At 70.8% G+C, this 20,783-nt stretch carries 26 protein-coding genes; 24 read left to right on the top strand and 2 right to left on the bottom strand.

Annotated features, from left to right (window positions below):
- Window positions 1–17 precede the first annotated feature (17 nt).
- From OOT46_RS03790 to OOT46_RS03855, 14 genes are all read left to right on the top strand, one after another.
- Window positions 18–347: a hypothetical protein gene (locus tag OOT46_RS03790; protein WP_265402249.1), complete on the top strand. Its 330-nt coding sequence runs from the start codon at window positions 18–20 to the stop codon at window positions 345–347.
- Window positions 344–808 (top strand): hypothetical protein, encoded by a 465-nt coding sequence (locus OOT46_RS03795; protein WP_265402250.1) that lies wholly within the window; start codon window positions 344–346, stop codon window positions 806–808. Before OOT46_RS03790 ends, OOT46_RS03795 begins: the two co-directional genes overlap by 4 nt.
- Window positions 792–1,091: a hypothetical protein gene (locus OOT46_RS03800; RefSeq protein WP_265402251.1), complete on the top strand. Its 300-nt coding sequence runs from the start codon at window positions 792–794 to the stop codon at window positions 1,089–1,091. The genes OOT46_RS03795 and OOT46_RS03800 overlap by 17 nt, the downstream gene beginning before the upstream one ends.
- A complete protein-coding gene (gene sctV / locus OOT46_RS03805; RefSeq protein WP_265402252.1) occupies window positions 1,088–3,190 on the top strand; it encodes a type III secretion system export apparatus subunit SctV in 2,103 nt (700 codons plus the stop codon). The genes OOT46_RS03800 and sctV overlap by 4 nt, the downstream gene beginning before the upstream one ends.
- A 96-nt stretch (window positions 3,191–3,286) precedes the next feature.
- Window positions 3,287–4,285 (top strand): FHA domain-containing protein, encoded by a 999-nt coding sequence (locus OOT46_RS03810; RefSeq protein ID WP_265402253.1) that lies wholly within the window; start codon window positions 3,287–3,289, stop codon window positions 4,283–4,285.
- Window positions 4,282–5,661: a FliI/YscN family ATPase gene (locus OOT46_RS03815; RefSeq protein WP_322114227.1), complete on the top strand. Its 1,380-nt coding sequence runs from the start codon at window positions 4,282–4,284 to the stop codon at window positions 5,659–5,661. Before OOT46_RS03810 ends, OOT46_RS03815 begins: the two co-directional genes overlap by 4 nt.
- On the top strand, window positions 5,658–6,131 hold the full coding sequence (locus OOT46_RS03820; protein WP_265402254.1) for a hypothetical protein: 474 nt from the start codon (window positions 5,658–5,660) through the stop codon (window positions 6,129–6,131). The genes OOT46_RS03815 and OOT46_RS03820 overlap by 4 nt, the downstream gene beginning before the upstream one ends.
- A 2-nt stretch (window positions 6,132–6,133) precedes the next feature.
- Window positions 6,134–6,802, top strand: coding sequence for a hypothetical protein (locus OOT46_RS03825; protein ID WP_265402255.1), 669 nt, complete (start codon window positions 6,134–6,136; stop codon window positions 6,800–6,802).
- 8 nt (window positions 6,803–6,810) lie between these two features.
- Window positions 6,811–7,875, top strand: coding sequence for a FliM/FliN family flagellar motor switch protein (locus OOT46_RS03830; RefSeq protein WP_265402256.1), 1,065 nt, complete (start codon window positions 6,811–6,813; stop codon window positions 7,873–7,875).
- On the top strand, window positions 7,872–8,546 hold the full coding sequence (gene sctR, locus OOT46_RS03835; protein ID WP_265402257.1) for a type III secretion system export apparatus subunit SctR: 675 nt from the start codon (window positions 7,872–7,874) through the stop codon (window positions 8,544–8,546). The genes OOT46_RS03830 and sctR overlap by 4 nt, the downstream gene beginning before the upstream one ends.
- Window positions 8,547–8,556: 10 nt before the next feature.
- A complete protein-coding gene (sctS, locus tag OOT46_RS03840) occupies window positions 8,557–8,817 on the top strand; it encodes a type III secretion system export apparatus subunit SctS (protein WP_265402258.1) in 261 nt (86 codons plus the stop codon).
- A gap of 8 nt (window positions 8,818–8,825) precedes the next feature.
- Window positions 8,826–9,611 (top strand): type III secretion system export apparatus subunit SctT, encoded by a 786-nt coding sequence (sctT, locus tag OOT46_RS03845; protein ID WP_265402259.1) that lies wholly within the window; start codon window positions 8,826–8,828, stop codon window positions 9,609–9,611.
- A 13-nt stretch (window positions 9,612–9,624) separates the two neighbouring features.
- Entirely contained in the window at window positions 9,625–10,713 is a 1,089-nt protein-coding gene (locus OOT46_RS03850) for an EscU/YscU/HrcU family type III secretion system export apparatus switch protein (protein ID WP_265402260.1), read from the top strand.
- An 81-nt stretch (window positions 10,714–10,794) separates the two neighbouring features.
- The gene (locus OOT46_RS03855; RefSeq protein WP_265402261.1) at window positions 10,795–11,706 is read left to right on the top strand and encodes an AAA family ATPase; all 912 of its coding nucleotides are present in this window, start codon (window positions 10,795–10,797) and stop codon (window positions 11,704–11,706) included.
- On the opposite strand, the gene OOT46_RS03860 is transcribed toward OOT46_RS03855, so the two are convergent.
- Window positions 11,688–12,242: a hypothetical protein gene (locus tag OOT46_RS03860; protein WP_265402262.1), complete on the bottom strand. Its 555-nt coding sequence runs from the start codon at window positions 12,240–12,242 to the stop codon at window positions 11,688–11,690. The two genes, OOT46_RS03855 and OOT46_RS03860, sit on opposite strands and share 19 nt — an antisense overlap.
- The gene (locus OOT46_RS03865) at window positions 12,205–12,786 is read right to left on the bottom strand and encodes a hypothetical protein (RefSeq protein WP_265402263.1); all 582 of its coding nucleotides are present in this window, start codon (window positions 12,784–12,786) and stop codon (window positions 12,205–12,207) included. The genes OOT46_RS03860 and OOT46_RS03865 overlap by 38 nt, the downstream gene beginning before the upstream one ends.
- A gap of 191 nt (window positions 12,787–12,977) precedes the next feature.
- Between OOT46_RS03865 and OOT46_RS03870 the strand changes: the two genes are divergently transcribed.
- The 10 genes from OOT46_RS03870 (at window position 12,978) to OOT46_RS03915 (ending at window position 20,782) form a co-directional block, all read left to right on the top strand.
- Window positions 12,978–13,205 carry a hypothetical protein gene (locus OOT46_RS03870; protein ID WP_265402264.1) on the top strand — a complete coding sequence of 76 codons (228 nt, stop codon included), beginning with the start codon at window positions 12,978–12,980 and terminating at the stop codon, window positions 13,203–13,205.
- Between the two features lie 109 nt (window positions 13,206–13,314).
- Window positions 13,315–13,725, top strand: coding sequence for an EscI/YscI/HrpB family type III secretion system inner rod protein (locus tag OOT46_RS03875; protein WP_265402265.1), 411 nt, complete (start codon window positions 13,315–13,317; stop codon window positions 13,723–13,725).
- A gap of 29 nt (window positions 13,726–13,754) precedes the next feature.
- Window positions 13,755–14,594, top strand: a complete 840-nt coding sequence (gene sctJ / locus OOT46_RS03880) for a type III secretion system inner membrane ring lipoprotein SctJ (RefSeq protein WP_265402266.1) — start codon at window positions 13,755–13,757, stop codon at window positions 14,592–14,594.
- Window positions 14,591–15,190 carry a hypothetical protein gene (locus OOT46_RS03885; RefSeq protein WP_265402267.1) on the top strand — a complete coding sequence of 200 codons (600 nt, stop codon included), beginning with the start codon at window positions 14,591–14,593 and terminating at the stop codon, window positions 15,188–15,190. The genes sctJ and OOT46_RS03885 overlap by 4 nt, the downstream gene beginning before the upstream one ends.
- A 10-nt stretch (window positions 15,191–15,200) precedes the next feature.
- A complete protein-coding gene (locus OOT46_RS03890) occupies window positions 15,201–15,845 on the top strand; it encodes a hypothetical protein (protein WP_265402268.1) in 645 nt (214 codons plus the stop codon).
- Between the two features lie 67 nt (window positions 15,846–15,912).
- Window positions 15,913–16,164 carry a hypothetical protein gene (locus tag OOT46_RS03895; protein ID WP_265402269.1) on the top strand — a complete coding sequence of 84 codons (252 nt, stop codon included), beginning with the start codon at window positions 15,913–15,915 and terminating at the stop codon, window positions 16,162–16,164.
- Window positions 16,165–16,212: 48 nt separating this feature from the next.
- Entirely contained in the window at window positions 16,213–16,608 is a 396-nt protein-coding gene (locus OOT46_RS03900) for a hypothetical protein (protein WP_265402270.1), read from the top strand.
- A gap of 67 nt (window positions 16,609–16,675) precedes the next feature.
- Complete coding sequence (sctC, locus tag OOT46_RS03905) at window positions 16,676–18,487, top strand: type III secretion system outer membrane ring subunit SctC (RefSeq protein WP_265402271.1); 1,812 nt, start codon at window positions 16,676–16,678, stop codon at window positions 18,485–18,487.
- A 212-nt stretch (window positions 18,488–18,699) separates the two neighbouring features.
- The gene (gene imuA, locus OOT46_RS03910) at window positions 18,700–19,479 is read left to right on the top strand and encodes a translesion DNA synthesis-associated protein ImuA (protein WP_265402272.1); all 780 of its coding nucleotides are present in this window, start codon (window positions 18,700–18,702) and stop codon (window positions 19,477–19,479) included.
- Window positions 19,421–20,782 carry a Y-family DNA polymerase gene (locus OOT46_RS03915; protein WP_265402273.1) on the top strand — a complete coding sequence of 454 codons (1,362 nt, stop codon included), beginning with the start codon at window positions 19,421–19,423 and terminating at the stop codon, window positions 20,780–20,782. Before imuA ends, OOT46_RS03915 begins: the two co-directional genes overlap by 59 nt.
- Window position 20,783: the final 1 nt, after the last annotated feature.

Raw genomic sequence — 20,783 nt, forward strand, 5'->3', positions numbered from 1 at the left:
CGGTCCGGAGAACAAGGATGAACCGTCTGGTGATCTCTTCCATCGACCTGGCGATCGACCAGGGCTGCGCCGTCGAGGCGAGCGACGAGCATTACGAGGTGGTGCTGGTGCATCAGGAGGGGCAGGAGCTGGTGCTGGCCATCGCGCCGCGCCAACCCTCCCGGGCCAGTGCGGAGGACCTGCTGCGCCGCCGCGGCCTGAACCCGCAGCGTTATGCACGCTGGCTGCCGGCCGCCCTGGCCGACGGGACCCTGGTGCTCGCGACCCGCCTGTCGGCCGGCCAGGACGGACGGGCCGCAGCGCCCAGCGACGAGGAACTCGAACACGCCCGGGAGCTGATGGCATGAACATTCAACGTCCCCGGCTCGACCCGGCGCTGCGCCCCGGCAGTGCCGGCCGCGCCCAGCGCAGCGCCGCGGCGGCCGACGTCGAGCGCCTCCAGCCCGGCGGCCTGGCACCCGATACGCTGGCGCCCGGCGAGGCCTTTTATCTCGAAGCCGCCGAGACGCCGGCGGAGATCGGCGAGCAGATGGCGCAGGCCTTCGGTGCCGCCTGCACCGTCGAAAGCCCGCTGTGGACCGGCGCCTCGCTGCCTCGCTTCAGGGCCCTCGAGCAAGGGCTGCTCGAGACCGCCATCAAGTCCCAGGGCCAGGACCGTCAGCAGCTGCTGGCGGCGATCCGCTCGGTGGAGGTGGCGGTGCAATACCGCCTGCGGCTGGAACAGCTGCGCGAGCCGGTGACGCCCCTGACAGACGACGAGGACGAGCTGCTGCTCGGCCGGGGAGGGCGCCATGCGACGGCAGGTTGAACGCGGCGGCGACGAGGCCCGCGAGACCGCGGTCGCCGCGGCCTGGGGTTTTGTGCACAGCCGGCAGTGGGACCATGCCCTCGCGGTGGCGCGCGGCGCGCTGCTGGTGTGGCCCGAGGATGTACGGCTGCGGCTGCTCGAGACGTGGTCGGCGATGGAGTGCGGCCTGCCGGTGCAGCTGCGCCTTGGCGACTATCCCGGCGACGGCGCCTGGGCGCCGCTGCTGCAGACCCTGCAGGTGCGCCTGGCGCTGCAGGCCGACCACGGCGGAGGTCCACGATGAACGAGCTGGTCCTGAAGATCAATGCCTGGGCCGCGCAGGCCGCCCGGCGCGCCGAGCTGGTGGCCGCGGCGGTGGTGATCGCGATCGTCTTCATGCTCGTGCTGCCGATGCCGATCTGGCTGCTCGACGTGCTGATCGCGGTGAACCTGTGCGCCTCCGGCCTGATCGTGGTGGTGTCGATGTACATGCCGGGACCCACCGCCTTTTCCACCTTCCCCTCGGTGCTGCTGCTCACCACGCTGTTCCGGCTGGCGATCGAGGTCTCGACGACGCGGTTGATCCTGCTCGAAGGCGACGCCGGCCACATCGTGGAGACCTTCGGCAACTTTGTCGTCGGCGGCAACATCGTCGTGGGCCTGGTGATCTTCCTGATCCTCACGGTGGTGCAGTTCATCGTCATCACCAAGGGCTCCGAGCGGGTCTCCGAGGTGACGGCGCGATTCAGCCTGGATGCGATGCCGGGCAAGCAGATGTCGATCGACAGCGACCTGCGCGCCGGGCTGTTGACGCCCGACCAGGCCAAGAAAAAGCGTGCCGAGCTGGCGATGGAAAGCCAGCTGCACGGGGCGATGGACGGCGCAATGAAGTTCGTCAAGGGCGACGCGATCGCGGGCATCTTCATCGTCGTGATCAACCTGCTGGGCGGAGTCATGATCGGCGTCGTGCAGCGCGGCATGACGGCCGGCGACGCGATGCAGCTGTACTCCATCCTGTCCATCGGCGACGCGCTGATCGCCCAGATCCCGGCGCTGCTGATCTCGCTGTCGGCCGGCATGATCACCACCCGCGTCGGCGGCGAGGACGAGTCGGCGCACGGCGGCGCCGCGCCCGAGCCGCCCAATGTCGGCCAGCAGATCGTGCGCGAGCTGTTCCACGAGCCGAAGGCGCTGCTGACGGCGGCGGCCATCATGCTGCTGTTCGCGCTGATCCCCGGCATGCCGACGCTGGTCTTCCTGCTGCTGGCGCTGCTGCTGGGGGCCGGTGGCGCGGTCGGCCTGCTGTCGCCCCGCGCCGAGGCCGAGCGGGCGCAAGCGGAGGATGCGGCCAGCGCCCGCAAGCCGCAGCTGGTGGACGCGCAGGGCTTCCAGATCACCAAGACCTTCATGGTGGTCTTCCACGAGAGCGTGCGCGGCACGCCGGAGGCCGAGGCGGTCATCCTGGCGATCCGGCAGATGCGCAACGGCATGGTGCAGGGGGTCGGGCTGCCGCAGTTCCCGGTCATCGAGTTCACCTACGACAGCAGCGTGCCGCCCGACCAGATGCAGTTCCTGCTGGTGGAGGTGCCGCTGGTCACCACCCGGCTGCGGGTCGGCTGGGGCTCCACCACCGAGACGCCCGAGCGCCTCCAGGAGCTGGGCCTCGAGGCCCAGGTGGAGGAGCTGGCCGGCAGCCGCCGCAAGCGGGTCTGGCTGCGCCTGGACGATCCTCGGAAGCTGCAGGAAGCCGGCATCGCCTATGAGCGCTGGGAGAACGTGCTGGCCTCGGACATCGAGGTGGAGCTGCTGCGCAACTGCCAGATGTTCCTCGGCGTGCAGGAGGTCCAGCGTTTCCTGCGCTGGGCCGAGGCGACGGTGCCGGAGCTGGCCAAGGAGCTGGTGCGGGTGGTGGCCGCAACGCGGGTCGCGGACGTCATGCAGCGGCTGGCGCGCGAGCGCATCTCGCTGCGCAACATCCGGCTGATCCTGGAGTCGATCTACGAGTGGGGCCAGAAGGAGCGCGACCCGGACCTGGTGGCGGACTACGTGCGCCTCTCGCTCAAGCGCCAGCTGTGCCACCAGGTGGCGCGCCAGGGCCTGATCCAGGCGGTGCTGCTGTCGCCCGAGCTGGAGGACATGATCCGCAGCTCGATCCGGCGCAGCAGCATGGGCACCTATGTCGAGCTGGACCAGGAGGTCGAGCAGACCCTGCTCGACAAGCTGGCCGAGTTCGGCGGCCACTGGGGCACGCAGCGCCAGGCGCCGGTGCTGGTGACGACCGCCGACATCCGGCGCCAGGTGCGCCGGCTGATCGAGGAGGAGTTTTTCGCGATGCCGGTGTTCGGTTTCACCGAGCTGTCCCAGCACTACCGGGTGCAACCCATCGGCGTGATCGAGATCTGAGGTCGCGGCACCGCAGGGACAGGAACCGGCGGCGCCGCCGCGGCACCCATGGCGGTGCTCCTTTGGTGGTCCTCCTTTCGACAGGTGATGGCGAACATGCAATACGAGTTTCGCGTTCTCAGCGGCTTGCACCGTGGTGCGGCGCTGCCGCTCACGCAGCCGCTCCTGAGCATCGGCAGCGACGATGCGTATGACGTGGTGCTGGTGGATGCCGGCGTGGCGGCGCGGGCCGCGCAGGTGCAGACCGGCCCGGGCGGCTGGCGCTGCGTGTTCGATCCCGCGCAGAAGGCCGGGACCGAGTGCTCCGAGCATGCCTACGGCGAGCCGGCGCGCATCGGCCCGGTCTGGGTGACGGTGTGCGGCGCCGATGCGCCCTGGGACTTCGACCACCTGCCGCAGCCGGCCGAGCCGGCCCGCGGCGCGGCGGCCGAGACGCAGGCCACGGTGCCGGCACCGGAGGCTGCCGCCCCGACCGAGACGCGGCCGGACCGCTCGGCGCGGCGACGCGCCCTGCCGGTGCTGGCGCTCGCGCTGCTGGCGGCCGGGATCGCCGGCGCCTATGCCGTGGTGCAGGGCGGGGCACGGCCCGAAACGGCTGCGGCCGGGGTGGGGCTGCCGGCCGGCGCGGCGGCCATGGCCGCCACGCAGGTCGGGGCGCGTCCCACCGCGCCGGCCGCCTCGGCCGTCGTGCCGGCGCCACCGCCGACGGCCGGCAATACCCAGCTGCAGGAACGTTTCCGCCACCGGCTCGCCGAGGCCGAGCTGTCCCGGTACGTGGATGTCGAGTTCGGTGCCGAGGGCTGGGTCGTCAAGGGCGGCCTGGGCGGCGAGGACATCCAGCGTTTCGGCCGCGTGCTGGCCGCCTTCATCAAGGAGCAGAACATTCGCTTCCCGGTGGAGGCGAAGATCACCGAGGCCGAAGACCTGCTGCCCTTCAGGATCCGCGAGTTCAGCGGCGGACCGCTCGGGAGTGTGGTGCTGACCAGCGGCGAGCGGCTTTATGTCGGCGACCTGCATGCCGGCTACCGCCTTGCGTCCATCCAGGGCCGCCGCATCGTGTTCGACGGCCGCCGTCGCGTCGAGGTGAACTGGTGAGCCAGGCGCTGGCGGAGGGCGGGCCCGACGACACCCTCGAGGCTGCGGTGCAGCAGTGGCTGGGCCGGCTGCCGCAGCGGCCCGGCGTGCGCAGCTGGGGACGCGTCACCGAGGTGGTGGGCACCCTGATCGAGGCGCGCATGCCGCCGGTGCGCATCGGCGAGGTGTGCGAGATCGTCGAGGACGCCGGCGCCCGCCAGCGGGTGCTTGCCGAAGTGGTGGGTTTCACCAGCGAAGCGACGCTGCTGTCCTCGCTCAGCCCGATCGAAGGCTTGTCCAACCGCAGCCTGGTGGTGCCCACCGGCCGGGCCCACAGTGTCGAATGCGGGCCGCACCTGCTGGGCTGCGTGCTGGACGGCTTCGGCCGGCTCAAGTTCAGGGTGCCGGGCTGCAACGGCGACGCCGAGGGCGGCTGGCGCGAGAGCGTGCCGGTGGTGCGCGAGGCTCCGGCGGCGACCGACAAGCCGCGCATCCACAAGCCGCTGGACACCGGCGTGCGCTCCATCGACGGCCTGCTGACGGTGGGCGAGGGCCAGCGCCTGGGCATCTTCGCCGGTGCCGGCTGCGGCAAGACCACGCTGATGGCGGCCATCGCGCGCGGCTGCCGCGCCGACGTGGTGGTGTTCGCGCTGATCGGCGAACGCGGGCGCGAGCTCAACGAGTTCCTCGAACACGAGCTGGATCCGTCCATCGTCGCGCGCACCATCATCGTCTGTGCGACCTCGGACCGGACCTCGATGGAGCGCTCGCGCGCGGCTTTCACCGCCACCGCGATCGCCGAGTCGTTTCGCTCGCGCGGGCAGAGCGTGCTGCTGCTGGTCGATTCGCTGACGCGTTTCGCCCGGGCCCAGCGCGAGATCGGCCTGGCCGCCGGTGAGCCGCTGGCCCGCGGCGGTTTCACGCCCTCGGTCTACACCATGCTGCCGCGCCTGATCGAGCGCGCCGGCGCCACCCGCGAAGGCGCCATCACCGCGATGTACACCGTGCTGGTGGAAGGCGACAGCATGTCCGACCCGATCGGCGACGAGGCGCGCTCGCTGCTGGACGGCCACATCTTCCTCAACCGCAAGCTGGCCGAGCAGGGCCACTACCCGGCCGTCGACGTGCTGGCCAGCATCAGCCGCACGATGGGCAATGTGGTGAGCCCCGAACATCGCAGCGCCGCCGCACGCTTTCGCAAGCTGATGGCCGACTACCAGGAGCTGGAGCTGCTGATCCGCCTGGGCGAATACAAGCCGGGCCAGGACCCGGCCGCCGACGCGGCGGTGCAGTCGCGCCCGCAGCAGCTGGAATTCCTCAGGCAGGACTGCCGGCACCTGACGCCGTATCCCGAGTCGGTGGCCGCCTTGCAAGCCATCGCCCAGGTGGCGGTATGAGACCGGCTCCCCGCCGTGCCGGTGAGCCGGAGGCCGAACGGTCGCCACCCCCGCCGGACAAGCAGCTCAAGCAGGTCCTCGGCATCTGGTCGGGCCGCCTGACGCGGGCCGAAGGGGTGGTGCTGGAAGCGCGGCGCGCGCGGGCCCGGGCGCTGGAGGACTTCCGCGCCGCCGTCGCGCTGCTGCGCGCGGCCCGGCAGCGTGCGCGCGACCACTGGGACGAGGCCAAGCGGCTGTTTCTGCAGCTGGAGATCTCGTCCGCCGAGTTCGTGCGGCGCCGGGCCGTCTACCAGAAGCTGAGGAAGCTGGTGCTGGAGCGACACGCCGATGCACAGCGCGCCTTGACGCTGCTGCGCGAGTGCCGTGCCGCGGTGCGGGCGGCGGAGGCCGCGCTGCGGGTGGTGCGCCGCCAGCGCGAGAAGTTCGAACTGTTCAGCCAGGCGCTGCAGCAACGCCAGGCGGAGGCTTGAGGATGAAACCACTGACCCTGCCGCCGCGGGTGCCGGCCATCGCCAGGAGCGGCGCTGGCAGCAGCGCGGCGGAGCGCTCGGCCTTCTCCGCACAGCTCGATGCGCAGCGCAAGCGCGCGACCGGGGAGGTCCGGCCCGGCGCCGCCGCGGAGCCCCGCGACCCGGCCGCGGCCACACTGCCGCCCGCGTCGCTGGCGGTGCCGGACCTGAATCCGCCCGAAGCGCCGCCGCAGCGCCGGCGTGACGCCGCCGAGCGTCGCATGCCGGCGATGAGCCCCGTGCAGGCCACGCCGCCTCCGCTGCCCGGTGTCGGCATCCCGGCCGGCGGGCCGGCCCCGGCAGCTCGCGAGCTCGCTGCCGGGCCGCGCAAGCGCACGGCGGCGGGCGCGTCCCCGGCGCCGCCCGAGGCACCGGCGCCGAGCCTGCCGCCGGCCGAGGAACTGGCCGAGCTGCTGGCGGGCCGCAGCCGGGGCGCGGCCAGCGCCTTCGAGATCTGCCTGCCCGACGGCGGCGAGATCGCGGTGGCCTTCGAGCGCCATGAGCAGTGGTGCAACGTCTTCCTGCACGGGCGCTCGCCCGAGCTGGCGCGCCGGCTGCGCGAGCTCCAGCCGCGCATCGCCGAACGGCTGGCCGCCGAGGGGCAGGGCGAGTTCCGCGTGTATGCCTTCTGAGGCGAGCCATGTGTCGTAAGGCGATGCCGGCCATCGAGTTGGGTGACTCTGCGCCCGCTGCCAGGCCCTGGCGTCCGCCGACCCTGCCGGCCTGGCGCCGCGTCTTCGACCGCGTGCTGGGGGACGGCCTGTCGGCCCGGCTGACCGAGATCGACCCGGATGCCGTGCTGCAGCTGCGCCGGCCCGTGACCGGCGCGGCGGCCGCTGACGCAGGCTGCGACCTGGCGCTGCAGGGGCCCGCCGGTGTGCTCTGGCTGCACCAGGGCGTGCGCCTGCTGCGGGCCCTCAGCGGCGTCGACCTGGGGGCGGCCAGCGACGAGTCGGTGCAGCTGTGGCTGCAGGCCTCGGCCCTGGCCCGCCTGCCGGAAGCCCTGCGACAGGCCTTCGACCGCATCGCGCGCCCGGCGGCGGGCGAGGCGCCGTTGCGGGAGCTGCCGCGTATCGACATCAGCTTGCGAACCTTCGACCACGTCATCGCCACACATGGCTGGGCCGATACGGCGACGCTGGAGCGCCTGGCGCGCGGCGGCTTCGAGCCGGTGCCCGCCGCGCCGCCGCCCCGATGGACCGGCGCCCTGGTGCTGCGGGCCGCCGTGCTCGTGGCACGGCACCGGCTGTCTGCGGCGGCGCTGGGGGCGCTGAAGCCGGGGGACCTGATCCTGCCGGGCCTGCCGCTGTTCACGCCCGCGGGCCGGGGCAGCGTCTGCATCGGCGGCCGGCGCGTGATTCTTTACTTTCGGGAGGACAAGGTGTTCGAGGTGGAGTCGGTGGAGCTGGAGCAGCAGCAGGACAAGGCGGGAGCGCCCGACGACGCGCTGCCCGGCGGCGAAACGGCGCAGGACACGAGCGCCTGGGGCGACGTGGCGGTGGAGCTGGTGTTCCAGCTCGGCAGCGTGAGCACGGCGGTGGCGGATCTGGCGCGGCTCGGGCCCGGCGAGCTGCTGCCGTTGGAGAGCGCCGCCACCGGGCCCAACGTCGAGGTGCTCTGCCACGGCCGCCGGCTGGGCCGGGGTGAGCTGGTGGACGTCGATGGCCGGCTCGCCATCCGCCTGACGAGCTGGGGCCGGGGATGATGGGAGCGCCCGACGACCTGTTTTCGCTGGCGCTGGTCCTGGGGCTGATGTCGCTGATCCCCTTGCTGGTGATCACGACCACCTCCTTCCTGAAGGTCTCGCTGGTGCTGGTCATCACCCGCAACGCCATCGGCGTCCAGCAGGTGCCGCCCACTCTGGCGCTGTACGGCATCGCGCTCGCCATCACCGCCTTCATCATGGCGCCGACCTTGCAGGCCACCGGCCAGCGCCTGAGCGGCAGTACCACCGCGGCCACACCCGGCGGCGGCGCGCTGCGCAACGACGCGCCCCTGCTCGACCGAGCCCGCGGCGCCTTCGAGCCGGTGCGCGACTTCATGATCAAGTTCACGCGGCCCGAGCAGCGCGACATTTTCCTGGCCACCGCCAAGCGCATGTGGCCGCCCGAGATCGCCAAGGACGCGACCAACACCGACGTGCTGGTGCTGGTGCCGGCCTTCGTGGTGTCAGAGCTGCAGACCGGCTACGAGATCGGCTTCCTGATCTACATCCCCTTTGTCGTGATCGACCTGCTGGTGGCCAACATCCTGATGGCGCTGGGCATGCAGCAGATGTCGCCGCAGAGCATCACGGTGCCGCTGAAGCTGCTGCTGTTCGTGATGGTGGACGGCTGGGGCAAGCTGCTGCACGGCCTGGCCCTGTCCTATCTCTGAAAGGTCCCGGATGGAAACCATCGTCGCCTTCAAGCAGGCCCTGTGGCTGGCCGTGATGCTGTCCGCGCCGCCGCTGATCGCCGCGGCCGGGCTGGGCATCGTCGTCTCCATCCTCCAGGCGCTGACGCAGATCCAGGACCAGACCCTGCCCTATGTCGTGAAGCTGGTCGGCGTGAGCGTGATGATCGCGCTGCTGAGCCGCTGGTTCGGCAGCGAGCTGATCCAGCTGATGACCCGCAACCTGGATCTGATCTCCAGTGTCGGACGCTGAGGCGAGGCATGCTCGCGGACTTCCAGTTCCTGCTGATCGCTTTCTCGCTGGTGCTGCCGCGCACCCTGGTCTGCCTGGTGATCCTGCCTGGCATCGGCCTCAATGCGATGACCGGCGCCACCCGTGCCGGCGTGGCCGCGGCGGTGGCGCTGCCGGCGCTGCTGCCGGCCTTCCTCGCCGTGCGCGACGCGCCTCCGGACATGCTGCACGGCATGGCGCTGGTCTTCAAGGAGGCGCTGATCGGGCTGGTGATGGGGGTGTTGCTGGGGATCCCGCTGTGGGTGCTGCAGGCGATCGGCTCCATCCTGGACACGCAGCGCTCGCCGATTCCCATCGCCGGCGCCAACCCCAACGACCAGGACAGCTCAGGCACCGGCTCGGTGATGCTGCAGGCGGGCGTGATGATCATGATCCAGGGCGGGCTGATCCTGGCGCTGGTGAACACCCTGATCGAGAGCTATGGCACCTGGCCGGCGATGCAGCTGGCGCCGGCCTTCGACGTCGTGAAGGCCGAAACCGTCCTGCGCCGCTTCGGCGAGCTGCTGTGGCATGTCGTGGTGTACGGCGCGCCGCTGCTGATCCCGCTGCTGCTGGTCGATTTCGCGCTGGGGGCCATCGGCATCTTCGCGCCCTCGCTGCAGGTCTCGGTGGCCAGCTCGCCGATCAAGAGCCTGCTGGGGCTGTTCATCCTGATCGCCTACTGGGCCACGCTGTCGCACCACATCGGCGGCGACTTCGCGCGCCTGCTCGACCTCATCCGCGAGGTGTTCGGCGCGCCGCCGCGCAGCTCCTGACCGTGACCTCGACATGAGCTCCGAAAAGACCGAAGAGCCGACCGAACACCGCCTGCAGCAGGCGCGCGAGGAGGGCCGCGTGCCGGTGAGCAAAGACCTGGCCAAGTGCCTGGTCGTGTACTGCGTCGGCGAGACGCTGCTGGCGGCCGAGGGGCTGGCCCGCAGCGCGCTGGAGTCGCTGTTCCTGAACAGCCTGGAGGCGACCGCCCGGCACATGGACTTCCTGCTGCCTCAGGCGGCGACCTCGGCGGCCGGCGTGCTGTTCCTGGTGTTCGCGGCGCAGCTGGTGATCGTCGCCGCGACGGCGGTGGCCGGCTTCTGGGGGCAGTTCGGCGTGCTGATCTCGCCCAAGGCGCTGGCGCCGAAGCCGGAGCGCCTCAACCCGGCCTCGGCGGTGCAGCAGATCTTCTCCAAGCAGAAGCTGCAGGAGATGGTGTTGTGGCTGGTCAAGCTGGGCGCCATCGGCATTCCGATGTACCTGCTGATCCACGCCTCCCTGCCCGAGATCGCGGCCCTGTCGAGCGGTCAGCCGGCCGACGTCTACGCCGCCTTCATGCAGCTGCTCGCACGCTCCTTCCGGATCTGCATGCTGATCTCCTTCGTGATCGCGATCGCCGACTTCGCGATCCAGCGCAAGTCCTTCCTGAGCTCGATGCGCATGAGCCGCGAGGAGGTGATCCGCGAATACAAGGAGATGGAGGGCGACCCGATGGTCAAGGGCCAGCGCAAGCAGATCGCGATGGAGCTGGCCATGTCGGGTGAAGCCGCGCTGACCGAGGACGCCAACGCGGTGGTGGTCAACCCGACCCACTTCGCGGTGGCGCTGTACTTCGACGAGCAGGACACGCCAGTGCCGGTGCTGCGCGCCAAGGGGCGCGACGCGGTGGCGCAGGCCATGATCCGGCGCGCCCACGAGCGGGGCATCCCGGTGGTGCGCCATGTCTGGCTGGCGAGGACCTTGTACGCGACCGTCAAGCACGGCATGGCGGTGCCGCGCGCGACCTACACCTCGGCGGCGCTGGTCTATGCGGTGGTGGACGAGTTGAAGAAGAGCGGCCTGAGCTATGCCGAGTGCGAAGGGGACGGCGCGCCGCCGGCTTGAGGGGCGTCTGGGCCGGTAGCGGAGAAATTTAGGTGAAATTAGCTATATCGACTAATTTTCTTCCTGCTCCAACTTTGCCCCATGCACACGATTTTCCACCGCACGAAGCTCGCGCAAGAGATGACGCGTCAGCTACTCCAGCCCGGCGTGCTGGATGAGGGGCTTCGATCCGGGCTTTTCATCTCCGGCCTGCGCCGCACAGGCAAGACGACCTTCCTTCAAGCCGACCTGGTGCCAGCGCTGGAGGGCGCGGGCGCCTTGGTCATCTACGTTGACCTGTGGTCGAACACGCAGACCCATCCCGCCACCCTGGTGCGAGGAGCGATCCGGCGCACCCTCGCCGAACTGCAGTCGCCCGCAGGAGCCGTGGTCCAAAAACTTCAGAAGTTGCGCAACGCGGAGCTCGCTGTGGCCGGCTTCAAGTTCGGCTTCAAGGTTGAAAGCGTAGGCGCCGAGGGCGGGGCGACGCTCGCCGAGGCCTTGACCGAGGTCGTCGACCAGGCGAAGTGCGACCTCGTCTTGATCGTCGACGAGGTGCAGCAGGCGATCACGTCGGAGGAGGGCAAGCAGATGCTGCTGGCCCTGAAGGCTGCCCGGGACGGGATCAACCCCCGCCCCGGCACGCCCGGCCATTTCATCTTCGTGGGCACGGGGTCGCACCGCGCCCTGGTGAGCGAGCTCACTGCGCGCCGCAATCAGGCCTTTGCCGGCGCTACTTCCATTCCCTACCCCGTGCTGGATGCCGACTACGTGCGGTACTTGCTGGAGCGTCTGAGGGCGGAAGGGGCTGCCGCGCTGCCGAGCCTGGAGGTGGCGACGCAGGCGTTTCGCATGCTCGGCGCACGGCCCGAGGAGATGCTGCGCGCATTGCGCGAGTTGCGATCGCTGATGCCGCCCGGCGGGGATCCGGACCAGTTTCTGCCCGTCATCGCAGGCACGCTTCGCTCCACAGCGGCCGATGTCGGACTCCGGAATCACTTCTTCACGCCATAGAGCTGCAGCGGAAGGCAGTCGCCCTGCTTCACCTGGGACTTGATGTAGTCGGCCAGGCACTCGGCGTTTTTCCGGGTTTGCTGCCGCTCCTTGTCGGTCATCAGCTTCAGCACGGAGTCCGCCGCAAGGGCCGTGCGATAGGTGGCTTCGGCCTCGCTCAAATCCGCTTGCCAACGCTCCCCATAGGTCTTTTCGCGCTGCCTGATCTCACCGAGCATGCGGAGCCAGTTGTCTGCGTATTCGTTCAGTGCCTTCGGTGTGGGGTAGAACAAGGCGCTCTCGCCGAACGCCTTCGCCGCCGCTCCCCATTCCTTGCGCTGCTTCTTCAGCTGCCCATACTCGTAGGCTCTTTGCGAGTTCTTCTTGTCAGCCTTGTGAGCCTTCGCGCCGTTCTCTTTGAGCCAAGTCTCGACCGCTTTCGGGTTGCCCAAATCCTTCTGCGACAGCTCGGAAGGCCCGGTCGCCGAACTCTCCGAGGCGTGAGCCAGGGGCAGCACGCTAGCGAACCACAGTAACAGTGCCAACTGTCTTGCCATCACCACTCCTGCAAAGGATCAGATACCGGTAGAGCTGCGTCCATCGGTCCGCGTCCACCGTGATGCAACCAGCGCTCACGCGCCCGGGATGCAAGTAGCGGTCACCGTGATAGCGGATGGCTTCGCCATGCCCCAGGTAGAACCAGTTTTTCGCATACGGGCTTTTCCCGAGATAACCCAGGCCACCGCTGTGCGGGTGGTCGGGTATCTGGATCGGATGCATGCCCTCGGGGATGGGGTTGCGGGGCTCCGTGATGGCCTTGACGCTTCCCTGCGCGTAGGTCAGCGTCTCTCTGCTGACGCTGAACGTCAGCTGCGCAGGCCCCTTGTACTCCGGTCGCTGAACACTCAGGTTGCCGGTCTTCACGGAGAACTTCTTCCCCCCGTTCACACCCTCCAGCACGGTGAAGAAATCACGTCCTGCACTGGATGAGGTCAGCTCGACCTGCAGGTACTCCGGAACCGAAATGTTCGCGCCGACAGGCTCCGGCTTGATGAGCAGCCAGCCGTCCGAGCCGGCCACGATGTAACGCTTCTCAGGCATGGTTTTCCTCCCTGTGAGCTGCGTGATCGTGATGGTAGCGGCGGGAGCGGGTGTTTCTCACCCCTACCTCAAGGGGGGAGGTAAGGGTGTTCGTATCCATCCGGCAGGAAACCCTTTGCAGGCAGTCGCCACTCATGCCGTATGCGGTGCCGGCGGCCCGGCGCTGCAGGTGGTCACGCGAAGGAGGGCCGGTGGTGAAGTACGCAATGACGAAACAGGGCAGGACCGTGATCGAGACGCGCTGCCCCTCGCTGGAGCGGCGGCTGCGTCCGGTGCTGCTGCTGTGCAACGGACAGCGCAGCGTGCGCGAGATCCTGCACCAGACGCGCGGCCTGGCGCAGCTGGCGGATCTGCAGCGGCTGATCGACCTGGGCCTGATCGAGCCGGTCAGCGCCACCCGGCTGCAAGGGCGGGGTTGAAGGGAGAGCGAGGGCCGAACGCCGGGCCGGGGAACCAAAACACTCGGGCCGACATTCATGGCAGCGAAACCGCCCGAGCGCGGTCCGGTCCAGCCATCAAGAGGACACCATGAAAGTCGATTCACTGCAGAACGTTCGTGCCTTCGAGAGCGTGGCCCCCCTGCGGGGCGGCGGCGCCGGCCCGGCCGCACCCGCTTCGGCGGCGGATGCGGCCGACTTCCGCGTTGCCGTGGAGCAGCACCGCCTGAGCTTGACGCCGCTGGAGGCCGGGCCGCGTCCGGCGACCGGGCCTTCGCTCGGCGAGCGCCTGGCCGGCGGCATGAGCGGCGTGGCCGCCGACCTCAAGCGCGACCACCGCCACCTGTCGTCGCTGATCCAGCGCGCCAGCCTGACCGGCGACCACGAGCTGATGATGAAGGCTTCGCTGGCGCTGAGCGAGTACCAGCACCATGTGCAGCTGATGACGAAGACGGTGTCCAAGGCGGCCACCTCGCTCGACCAGCTCACGCGCATGAACTGAGGCGCCGAGCGCCCAGCGGGATCCGGCTCATGAATCTGCTTCTGTCTCCGTGGCGCCGCCTGGCGCGCTACCTGGCCGTGGTGGTCCTGGCCTGTGTGCTCGGCGCCTGCGGCAAGACCGTGGTGCTGCATGCCGGCCTGAGCGACACCGACGCCAACGAGATGCTCAGCGTGCTGCAGCGCGGCGGCGTGATGGCCGCCAAGGCGCCGGCCAAGGACGGCGTGGCGCTGCAGGTGTCCGAGCCGGACCTGGCCCGCGCCACCGAGTTGCTGACCGCGGCCGGCCTGCCCAGGCGCCAGCTGTCGCACCTCGGGCAGGTGTTCAAGAAGGACGGCATGATCTCGACCCCGCTCGAGGAGCGTGCCCGCTATATCTACGGCCTGTCGCAGGAGCTGGAGTACACGCTGTCGCAGATCGACCGGGTGGTGGTGGCGCGGGTGCACGTGGTGCTGCCGGAGCGGGTGGCGCCCGGCGAGCCGGTGCAGCCTTCGTCGGCCTCGGTGTTCATCAAGTACCGCGAGCCGCTGGACAGCGACCTCGTGACGCCGCGCGTGCGCAGCCTGGTGGCGGCCAGCATCCCGGGCCTGAGCTCCGAGGAGGGCCAGGCCTCCAAGGTCCAGGTGGTCATGGTGCCGGCGACCCAGCCGGCCGACCAGGCCGAGGCGATGGGCTGGGAGCGTGTGGCCGGCTTCATGGTCGAGTCGCGCTCGGCCGCGGCGCTGCGCACCGCCTTGGCACTGATGGCGCTCGTGATCGGTCTGCTGCTGCTGGTGATCGTCGGCGCCTGGAGCAACCGGCGTTTCGGCTGGCTCGGCAAGCTGCGGGCGCGTGTGCCGGCGCTGAAGCTGCGGCGGCCGGGGGCGGCATGAGCAGTGCCGTCTGCATGCCGGATATCGACCCCGGTTTTGCCGCCTGGTGGTTCGGCGGCTGGCCCGGACATGCGGTCGACGTCGTGCAGCGCAGCTGCGTGGCGCGCCGCGATGCCGGCGCGATGGCCTGGGGTGACGCGGCGCTGACCTTTTCGCTGGAAGACGCCACGCTGTGGGACTGGCATCACACCTGCCGCCTGACACCGGACCGCTGGCCGCAGGCCCTCGGTCGCTTCGCCGCTTTCCTGTGCGCCCAGACACCGGCCTTGCTGCATCGCCTGCGCAGCCGCGAGGAGCGCCAATGGGGCCTCTCGATGGCCAGCACGCAGCCGCTGCCGCGTCGGCTGGACTGGCACAGCTTCGAGTCGTGCACGCTGGAGGCGCTGGCGCTGGCCGAGCTGTCGTTCTATTTCGACGAAGGTTTTCCGGGGCTGTGGGCCCGTGTCCGCCAGGGGGTGCCCGCGGCCTGGCACGACGAGGCGCAGGGGCTGCGCGAGCAGCTCGCCGGCACTATGGCAGCCGCCACGCCGCGACGCCAGTGGCGCGCGGCGGCTGGCTGGCAGCGCTGCATCCAGGCCACGCTGGAGCTGTCGTGAGCGGCCGGTCATGAGCCTCGGCTTCACCGCGCGCCGCCTGTCCCTGCCGGCCGGCTACGAGCACCATGTCGGCGTGGTGCCGGCCGAGGTGCACCGTCAGTTCGCCGATGCGCAGCGTCTTGGACAAGGCCTGATCGACGCCGCGCGCGCGGAAGCCGAGGCGCTGCAGCAGCGGGCCGAGGAGGAGGCGCGCGTTCTGCTCGACACCACCCGGCAACAGCTGGAGCAGGCCGTCGACGAGCGGCTGCGGCAGATCGACGCGGCCTGGGGGCGCACCCGGCACCGCCTCGAGCCGCTGGTGCTGGCCTTGGCCGCCGGCGCCTTCGAGCAGGTCTGCAGCGCAACGCCCGCGCGCGAGCGGGTGGCCGCCGCGGTGGCACTGGCCCTGAAGGAGCTGCCGCCGCGCGCGGTGGACATCGAGCTGCGCCACGCCGAGGCCGATCGCGAGCGGCTGCCCGAAGGCGATTTTGTCGCCGTGCGCGACGAGACCCTGGCACCCGGCGAGGTGCGCGTGGAGGCCGCCGGCGGGGCCTGGCACGCCAGCTTCGACGCCGCCGCCGGGGTCATCCGGCAAACCTTGCTCGACTGGCTGCAAGAGCGACTGCTGCAACTGGACCGGGCGGCCGAACCATCCGCCCCGATGCCGCACTCATGAGACATCCCGCGGCCAGCCGGGCCACCCAGCCCGCCAGCGCCGAATTGCAACGCCACAGGAGAGTCCGATGAGAAGCGCAGCCGACACCACCTTCAACATCTACCGGTCCAACGAACGCCTGAGCCGCGAGCTGGAGGCGCAGATGAACGAGCGCACCGCCGAGATGTTCGGGCCGGATGTGGATCCCGAGCAGAAGGAAGCCGCCAAGGCCGAGTTCCTGCAGCTGAAGCAGCGCGCCGACCTGGTGAACCAGGCCGTCGAGCTGACCGCCAAGCTCAATGTCAAAACCCTGCACAAGGTGCTGGACGAATCGCGCTGAAGGCGCGCGTGTCGCCCCGCCAGACCCCACCGACCCGAGAGACCCGCCATGACCGCCGCCGTCGACATCCGTGTCCATGCCGAGACCTTGCAGGCAGGCACGCTGCTGTGGACCGTGCTGCTGCCGCAGGCGACGCCCGGGCAATGCCGGCACGCGCTGGGTTTCGGGTTCCAGGCGGCGGCGCACTACAGCAGCGGACTGGCCTTCTCGGCGCATGGCGCCGACCTGCTGCTGACCGCCTGGCTGCCCGGGCCGGCCGGGCCGCTGGCCTTGAAAAAGGCCAGCGACACGCTGGAGGGCGAGGCGCGGGTGTGGCGCACCGCGCTCGGCGTCACGCCGGCGCTGGGCCATGCCGATGCACCGCCCAGCGACAAGTGGCAGGCGCCGAACGCCAACCTGCGGCTGCAGAGCCGCCTGCGCGAGAAGCTGCTGGGCGGGCGCTGAAGACGTCCGGCTGCCGCCCTGGGCGTTTTCTTGCAGCTGGGCTGTATAGGGTTCCAAGGAGAGTCGTGTGTTGTTGAAGTCGATCAGCGCGGCCGTGGCCGTGTGCCTGGGTACGTTCACGAGCGCCGCGGTGGCGGCGCCGCCGCCCAGCTGGAACGAGGCAGGCACCTTCGCATACCGCAGCGACGCCCAGCCGCTCAGGCGGGTGCTGGAGGATTTCGCGCGCCACTTCGGCGCCTCGCTCGAGATGTCCATCGCTGGCGATGCCGTGGTGCGCGGCCGCTACAGCGGCGCCACGCCGCAGGAGTTCCTCGACAAGCTGGCGCTGTCCTATCAGTTCAACTGGTTCATCTACAACAACCAGCTGCATGTCTCGCCGCTCGGCGACCGGGTGACCGAACGGGTGCTGACGGGCGAGACCAGCCCCTCTGAGGTGCGCGAGGCGCTGCAGGGCATCGGCCTGTTCGAGGCCAAGTTCGGCTGGGGCGAGCTGCAGAACGACGGCGCGGTGCTGGTGTCCGGACCGCGTGCCTATGTCGAGCGGGTGCGCACCGCCATCACCGGCGAGAGCGAGGCGGACGGGGAGGGCGCGATGGTGTTCAAGCTGCGCTACGCCTTCCTGGAGGACCGTGTCATCGAGTTCCGCAACAAGCGGGTGGTGGTGCCGGGGGTGGTCTCGGTGCTGCGCAACCTCGCCAAGGGCGGCAAGCGCGGCCGCAGCGGAGGGGTGTTCGAGGTGCCGCCGGGCGAGGCCGCGGGCAGCGAGCGCGGCAGCCGCGGATCGGTCGCGAACCAGCTGGTGGGACCGTTGCTGTCGGCGGCCGCCGGCGGCGGCGAGGAGGGCGGTTCGGCGGCTGCGCCTCGGCGCAGCCTTCGTGGCGACCTGCTGGGGGCGGGCCTGCATGCCGACGCCGGGCCGGCGATCGAGCCCGACGTGAGGACCAATGCCGTCATCATCCGCGACGACCCGTCCAAGCGCGCCTACTACCGCAGCCTGATCGCGCAGCTGGACGTGCCACAGCAGCTGGTCGAGATCGAGGCCATGATCATCGACGTCGAGCGCAACCGCCTGCGGGAGCTGGGCATCGACTGGTCGGCGACCTTCGGCGGCGGGCGCGGCACCACCCGGATCGAGTCCAACAACATGCCGGCCAGCCAGAAGTCCCCCGGCCCGACCCTGGTCATCAACAACTTCTCCTACTTCCTCTCGCGCATCCTGGCGCTGGAGAGCGAGGGGGACGCCGCGATCATCGGCAAGCCGGCCGTGATGACGATGGAAAACCTGGGCGCGGTGATCGACCTCAGCGAGACCGTCTACCTGACGCTGGTCGGCGAGCGCGTGGCCGACGCGGTGCCGATCACGGCAGGCACCATGCTCCGGGTCACGCCGACCGTGATCCGCGAGGGGTCGCCGCACAGCGTGCAGCTGATGATCGACATCGAGGACGGCAAGATCGTGCAGTCCGAAGGCACGCGGCCCACCGTGGCGCGCAGCACCGTCAGCACCCAGACCATCGTCGAGGACAACCAGTCGCTGGTCATCGCCGGCTACAACTACCAGCAGCAGGGGCTGACCGATGCCGGTGTGCCGGGCGTGCGCCGCGTGCCGCTGATGGGCCGGCTGTTCAGCAGCCAGCAGAAGGAAGGGCAGCTGCGCGAGCGCCTGTTCATCATCACGCCGCGCGCGGTCCGGCTGCAGGAGAGCCAGCGGCGCGCCAGTGGCTTCGCACAGCTGCAATCGCAACGCATGCGCGCCGACCTGCGGCCGACCTTGACCTCGCCCGACGCGGCGACACCGCCGCAGGTTCCCCCGGCGTCGGCGCCGGGGCCGGCACCGATCCCAGCTCCGGCGGCGTCGGGCGCCGACCTGGGCCCCTGAGGCGAGGCTGAGGCGCGGCTGGAAATCACACTTCCTCCACGCCGCATCGGCCTCCCCCGCGACACCTCTCGACAAGTCGGGTCCGCATCAGGTACTGTATAGGCGTACAGTATATTTCATGTCTTATGTGTGCTAGCCCGACCCGGCAGGGGGACCCGTCCCCGCCGCCGGAGGACCCGTCTTTGCCCGGCTTTTCCTTGCGCCGTCCCTCCATGGACGGCGTTCCGCCCGGGGACCGCCTGGTCCTGCCGGCCGGCATCGAGAGCGCCGTCTGGCGCGGCGACCAGATGGCGGAGCCGCCTGCGGCGGTGCTGCCCTCGGGCCATGCGGCGCTCGACGCCGAGCTGCCCGGCGGCGGCTGGCCCTGCGGCGCGCTGACCGAGCTGCTGCAGCCGCAGCCCGGTGTGTTCGAGTGGCGCCTGCTCGGCCCGGCCCTGCGCGCCCGGCTCAAGGCCGGCGGTTCGGTGGTGCTGGTGGCGCCGCCCCAGCATCCGCACCTGCCGGGTCTGCGCAAGCAGGGGCTGGATCCGCGCCGGCTGGTGTGGGTCGAGGCCGCCACGCCGGCCGAGCGCCTGTGGGCGACCGAGCAGGTGATCAAGTCCAATCCCGAGGGTGCCGTGCTGGCCTGGCTGCCGCAGTTGCGGCCCGAGCAGGTGCGCCGGCTGCAGGTCTGGGCCCAGCAGGGCGACGCGCCGGTGTTCCTGTTCCGGCCCGCCAGCGCGCAGCTGGAGGCCTCGGCCGCGCCGCTGCGGCTGCTGCTGGCGCTGGGGGACCGGGGCAGCGTGCAGCTGCAGGTGCTCAAGCGCCGCGGGCCTGTGCATGACGGTGTGGTCGAGCTGGACAGCGTGCAGCCGGCGCTGGGCCGGGTGCTGGCTCACCGCTTCCGCGCCGCCACGCCGGCTTCCCTCCCGCTTTCCGATCTGGAGCACAGCAATGCCGTACTGGCTGGCTCTGATACCTTCGTCTCCCGCAGCCTTCCCGTCAGCCCCTGAGCCCGCCGCCGCGCTGCTTGCGTCGGCCGGCTCCCAGCAGCGGGCCATCGGCTGGTGGGCGCTGCAGTTCACGCCGCGTGTGAGCCTGCTGGAGGAGGCCGTGGTCCTGGAGGTCGAGGCCAGCCAGCGTCTGTTCGGCGGCGGGGAGCGGCTGCGCGAGCGTGTGTTTGCCGAAGCGCTCGCGCTGGGCTGCGAAGCGGTGGCGGCCGCCCCCACCAGCCTGGGGGCGCTCGCGCTCGCGCGCTGCGGCCTGCCGGACGGTTTTGTGCAACCGCTGCACCGGCTGCTCGATGCGCTGCCGCTGGAGTCCTTGAGCGCCGCCGCGGCGCAGCGGCCGGTGCTGGCGCGGCTGGGCTGCCGCACGCTGGGCGAGGTGCGCGGGCTGCCGCGCGGCGGCATGAACCGGCGCTTCGGCAAGGACTTGCTCGCTGCGCTCGACCGTGCCTACGGCGCCGCGCCGGAGAGCCATGCCTGGCTGGCCCTGCCGGAGGTGTTCGAGGCCCGGCTGGAGCTGCCGGGCCGGGTCGAGGACGCACCGGCGATGATGGCGGGCGCGCGGCGCCTGCTGCTGCAGATGGCCGGCTGGCTGGCGGCCCGCCATGCGGGTGTGCTGGCCTTCACCTTGCGCTGGCTGCACGACGCTCACCGGCCGCGCGACATCGATGCCAACGGCGCACTCTGCATTCGCACCGCCGAGGCCACGCGCGACATCGAGCACCTGGCCCGCCTGCTCGGCGAGCACCTGGCCCGGGTGAACCTGAAAGCGCCGGTCGGCGACCTGGTGCTGCAGGCCGACGAGGTGCAGCCGCTGCAAGCCGCCAGCGCCAGCCTGCTGCTGGACGCGGTGCGCGAGCGCGAGCCGCTGCACCAGCTGCTGGAGCGCCTGTCGGCGCGCCTGGGGCCGCAGCGGGTGCGCCGTCCGGTGCTGGCCTCGGACCACCGCATCGAGTGGATGCAGCACTGGCTGCCGGCCACGCAGCCACTGCCGCGCGCGGCCGCCTCGCCGGCCGAAGGCCTGCCGCAGCCCTCGTGGGTGCTGCCGCAGCCGCTGAAGCTGCTGGTGCGCCAGGACAAACCCATGTACCAGGGCGTGCTGCAGCTGCTGGCCGGGCCGCACCGCATCGAGGCCGGCTGGTGGGACTCGGGCGTGTCCGGGGACCGCAAGGCGTCGCGGCAGCGGCAGGTCGGGCGCGACTACTACGTCGCGCTCAGCCCGCACGCCGGGCTGCTGTGGATCTACCGCGAGCGGCTGCCGGGCGACGAGCCTGACGGCCACTGGTTTCTGCACGGCGTGTTCGCCTGAA

It is taken from the genome of Aquabacterium sp. A7-Y, from assembly GCF_026153205.1.
GTDB lineage: Bacteria > Pseudomonadota > Gammaproteobacteria > Burkholderiales > Burkholderiaceae_C > Caldimonas.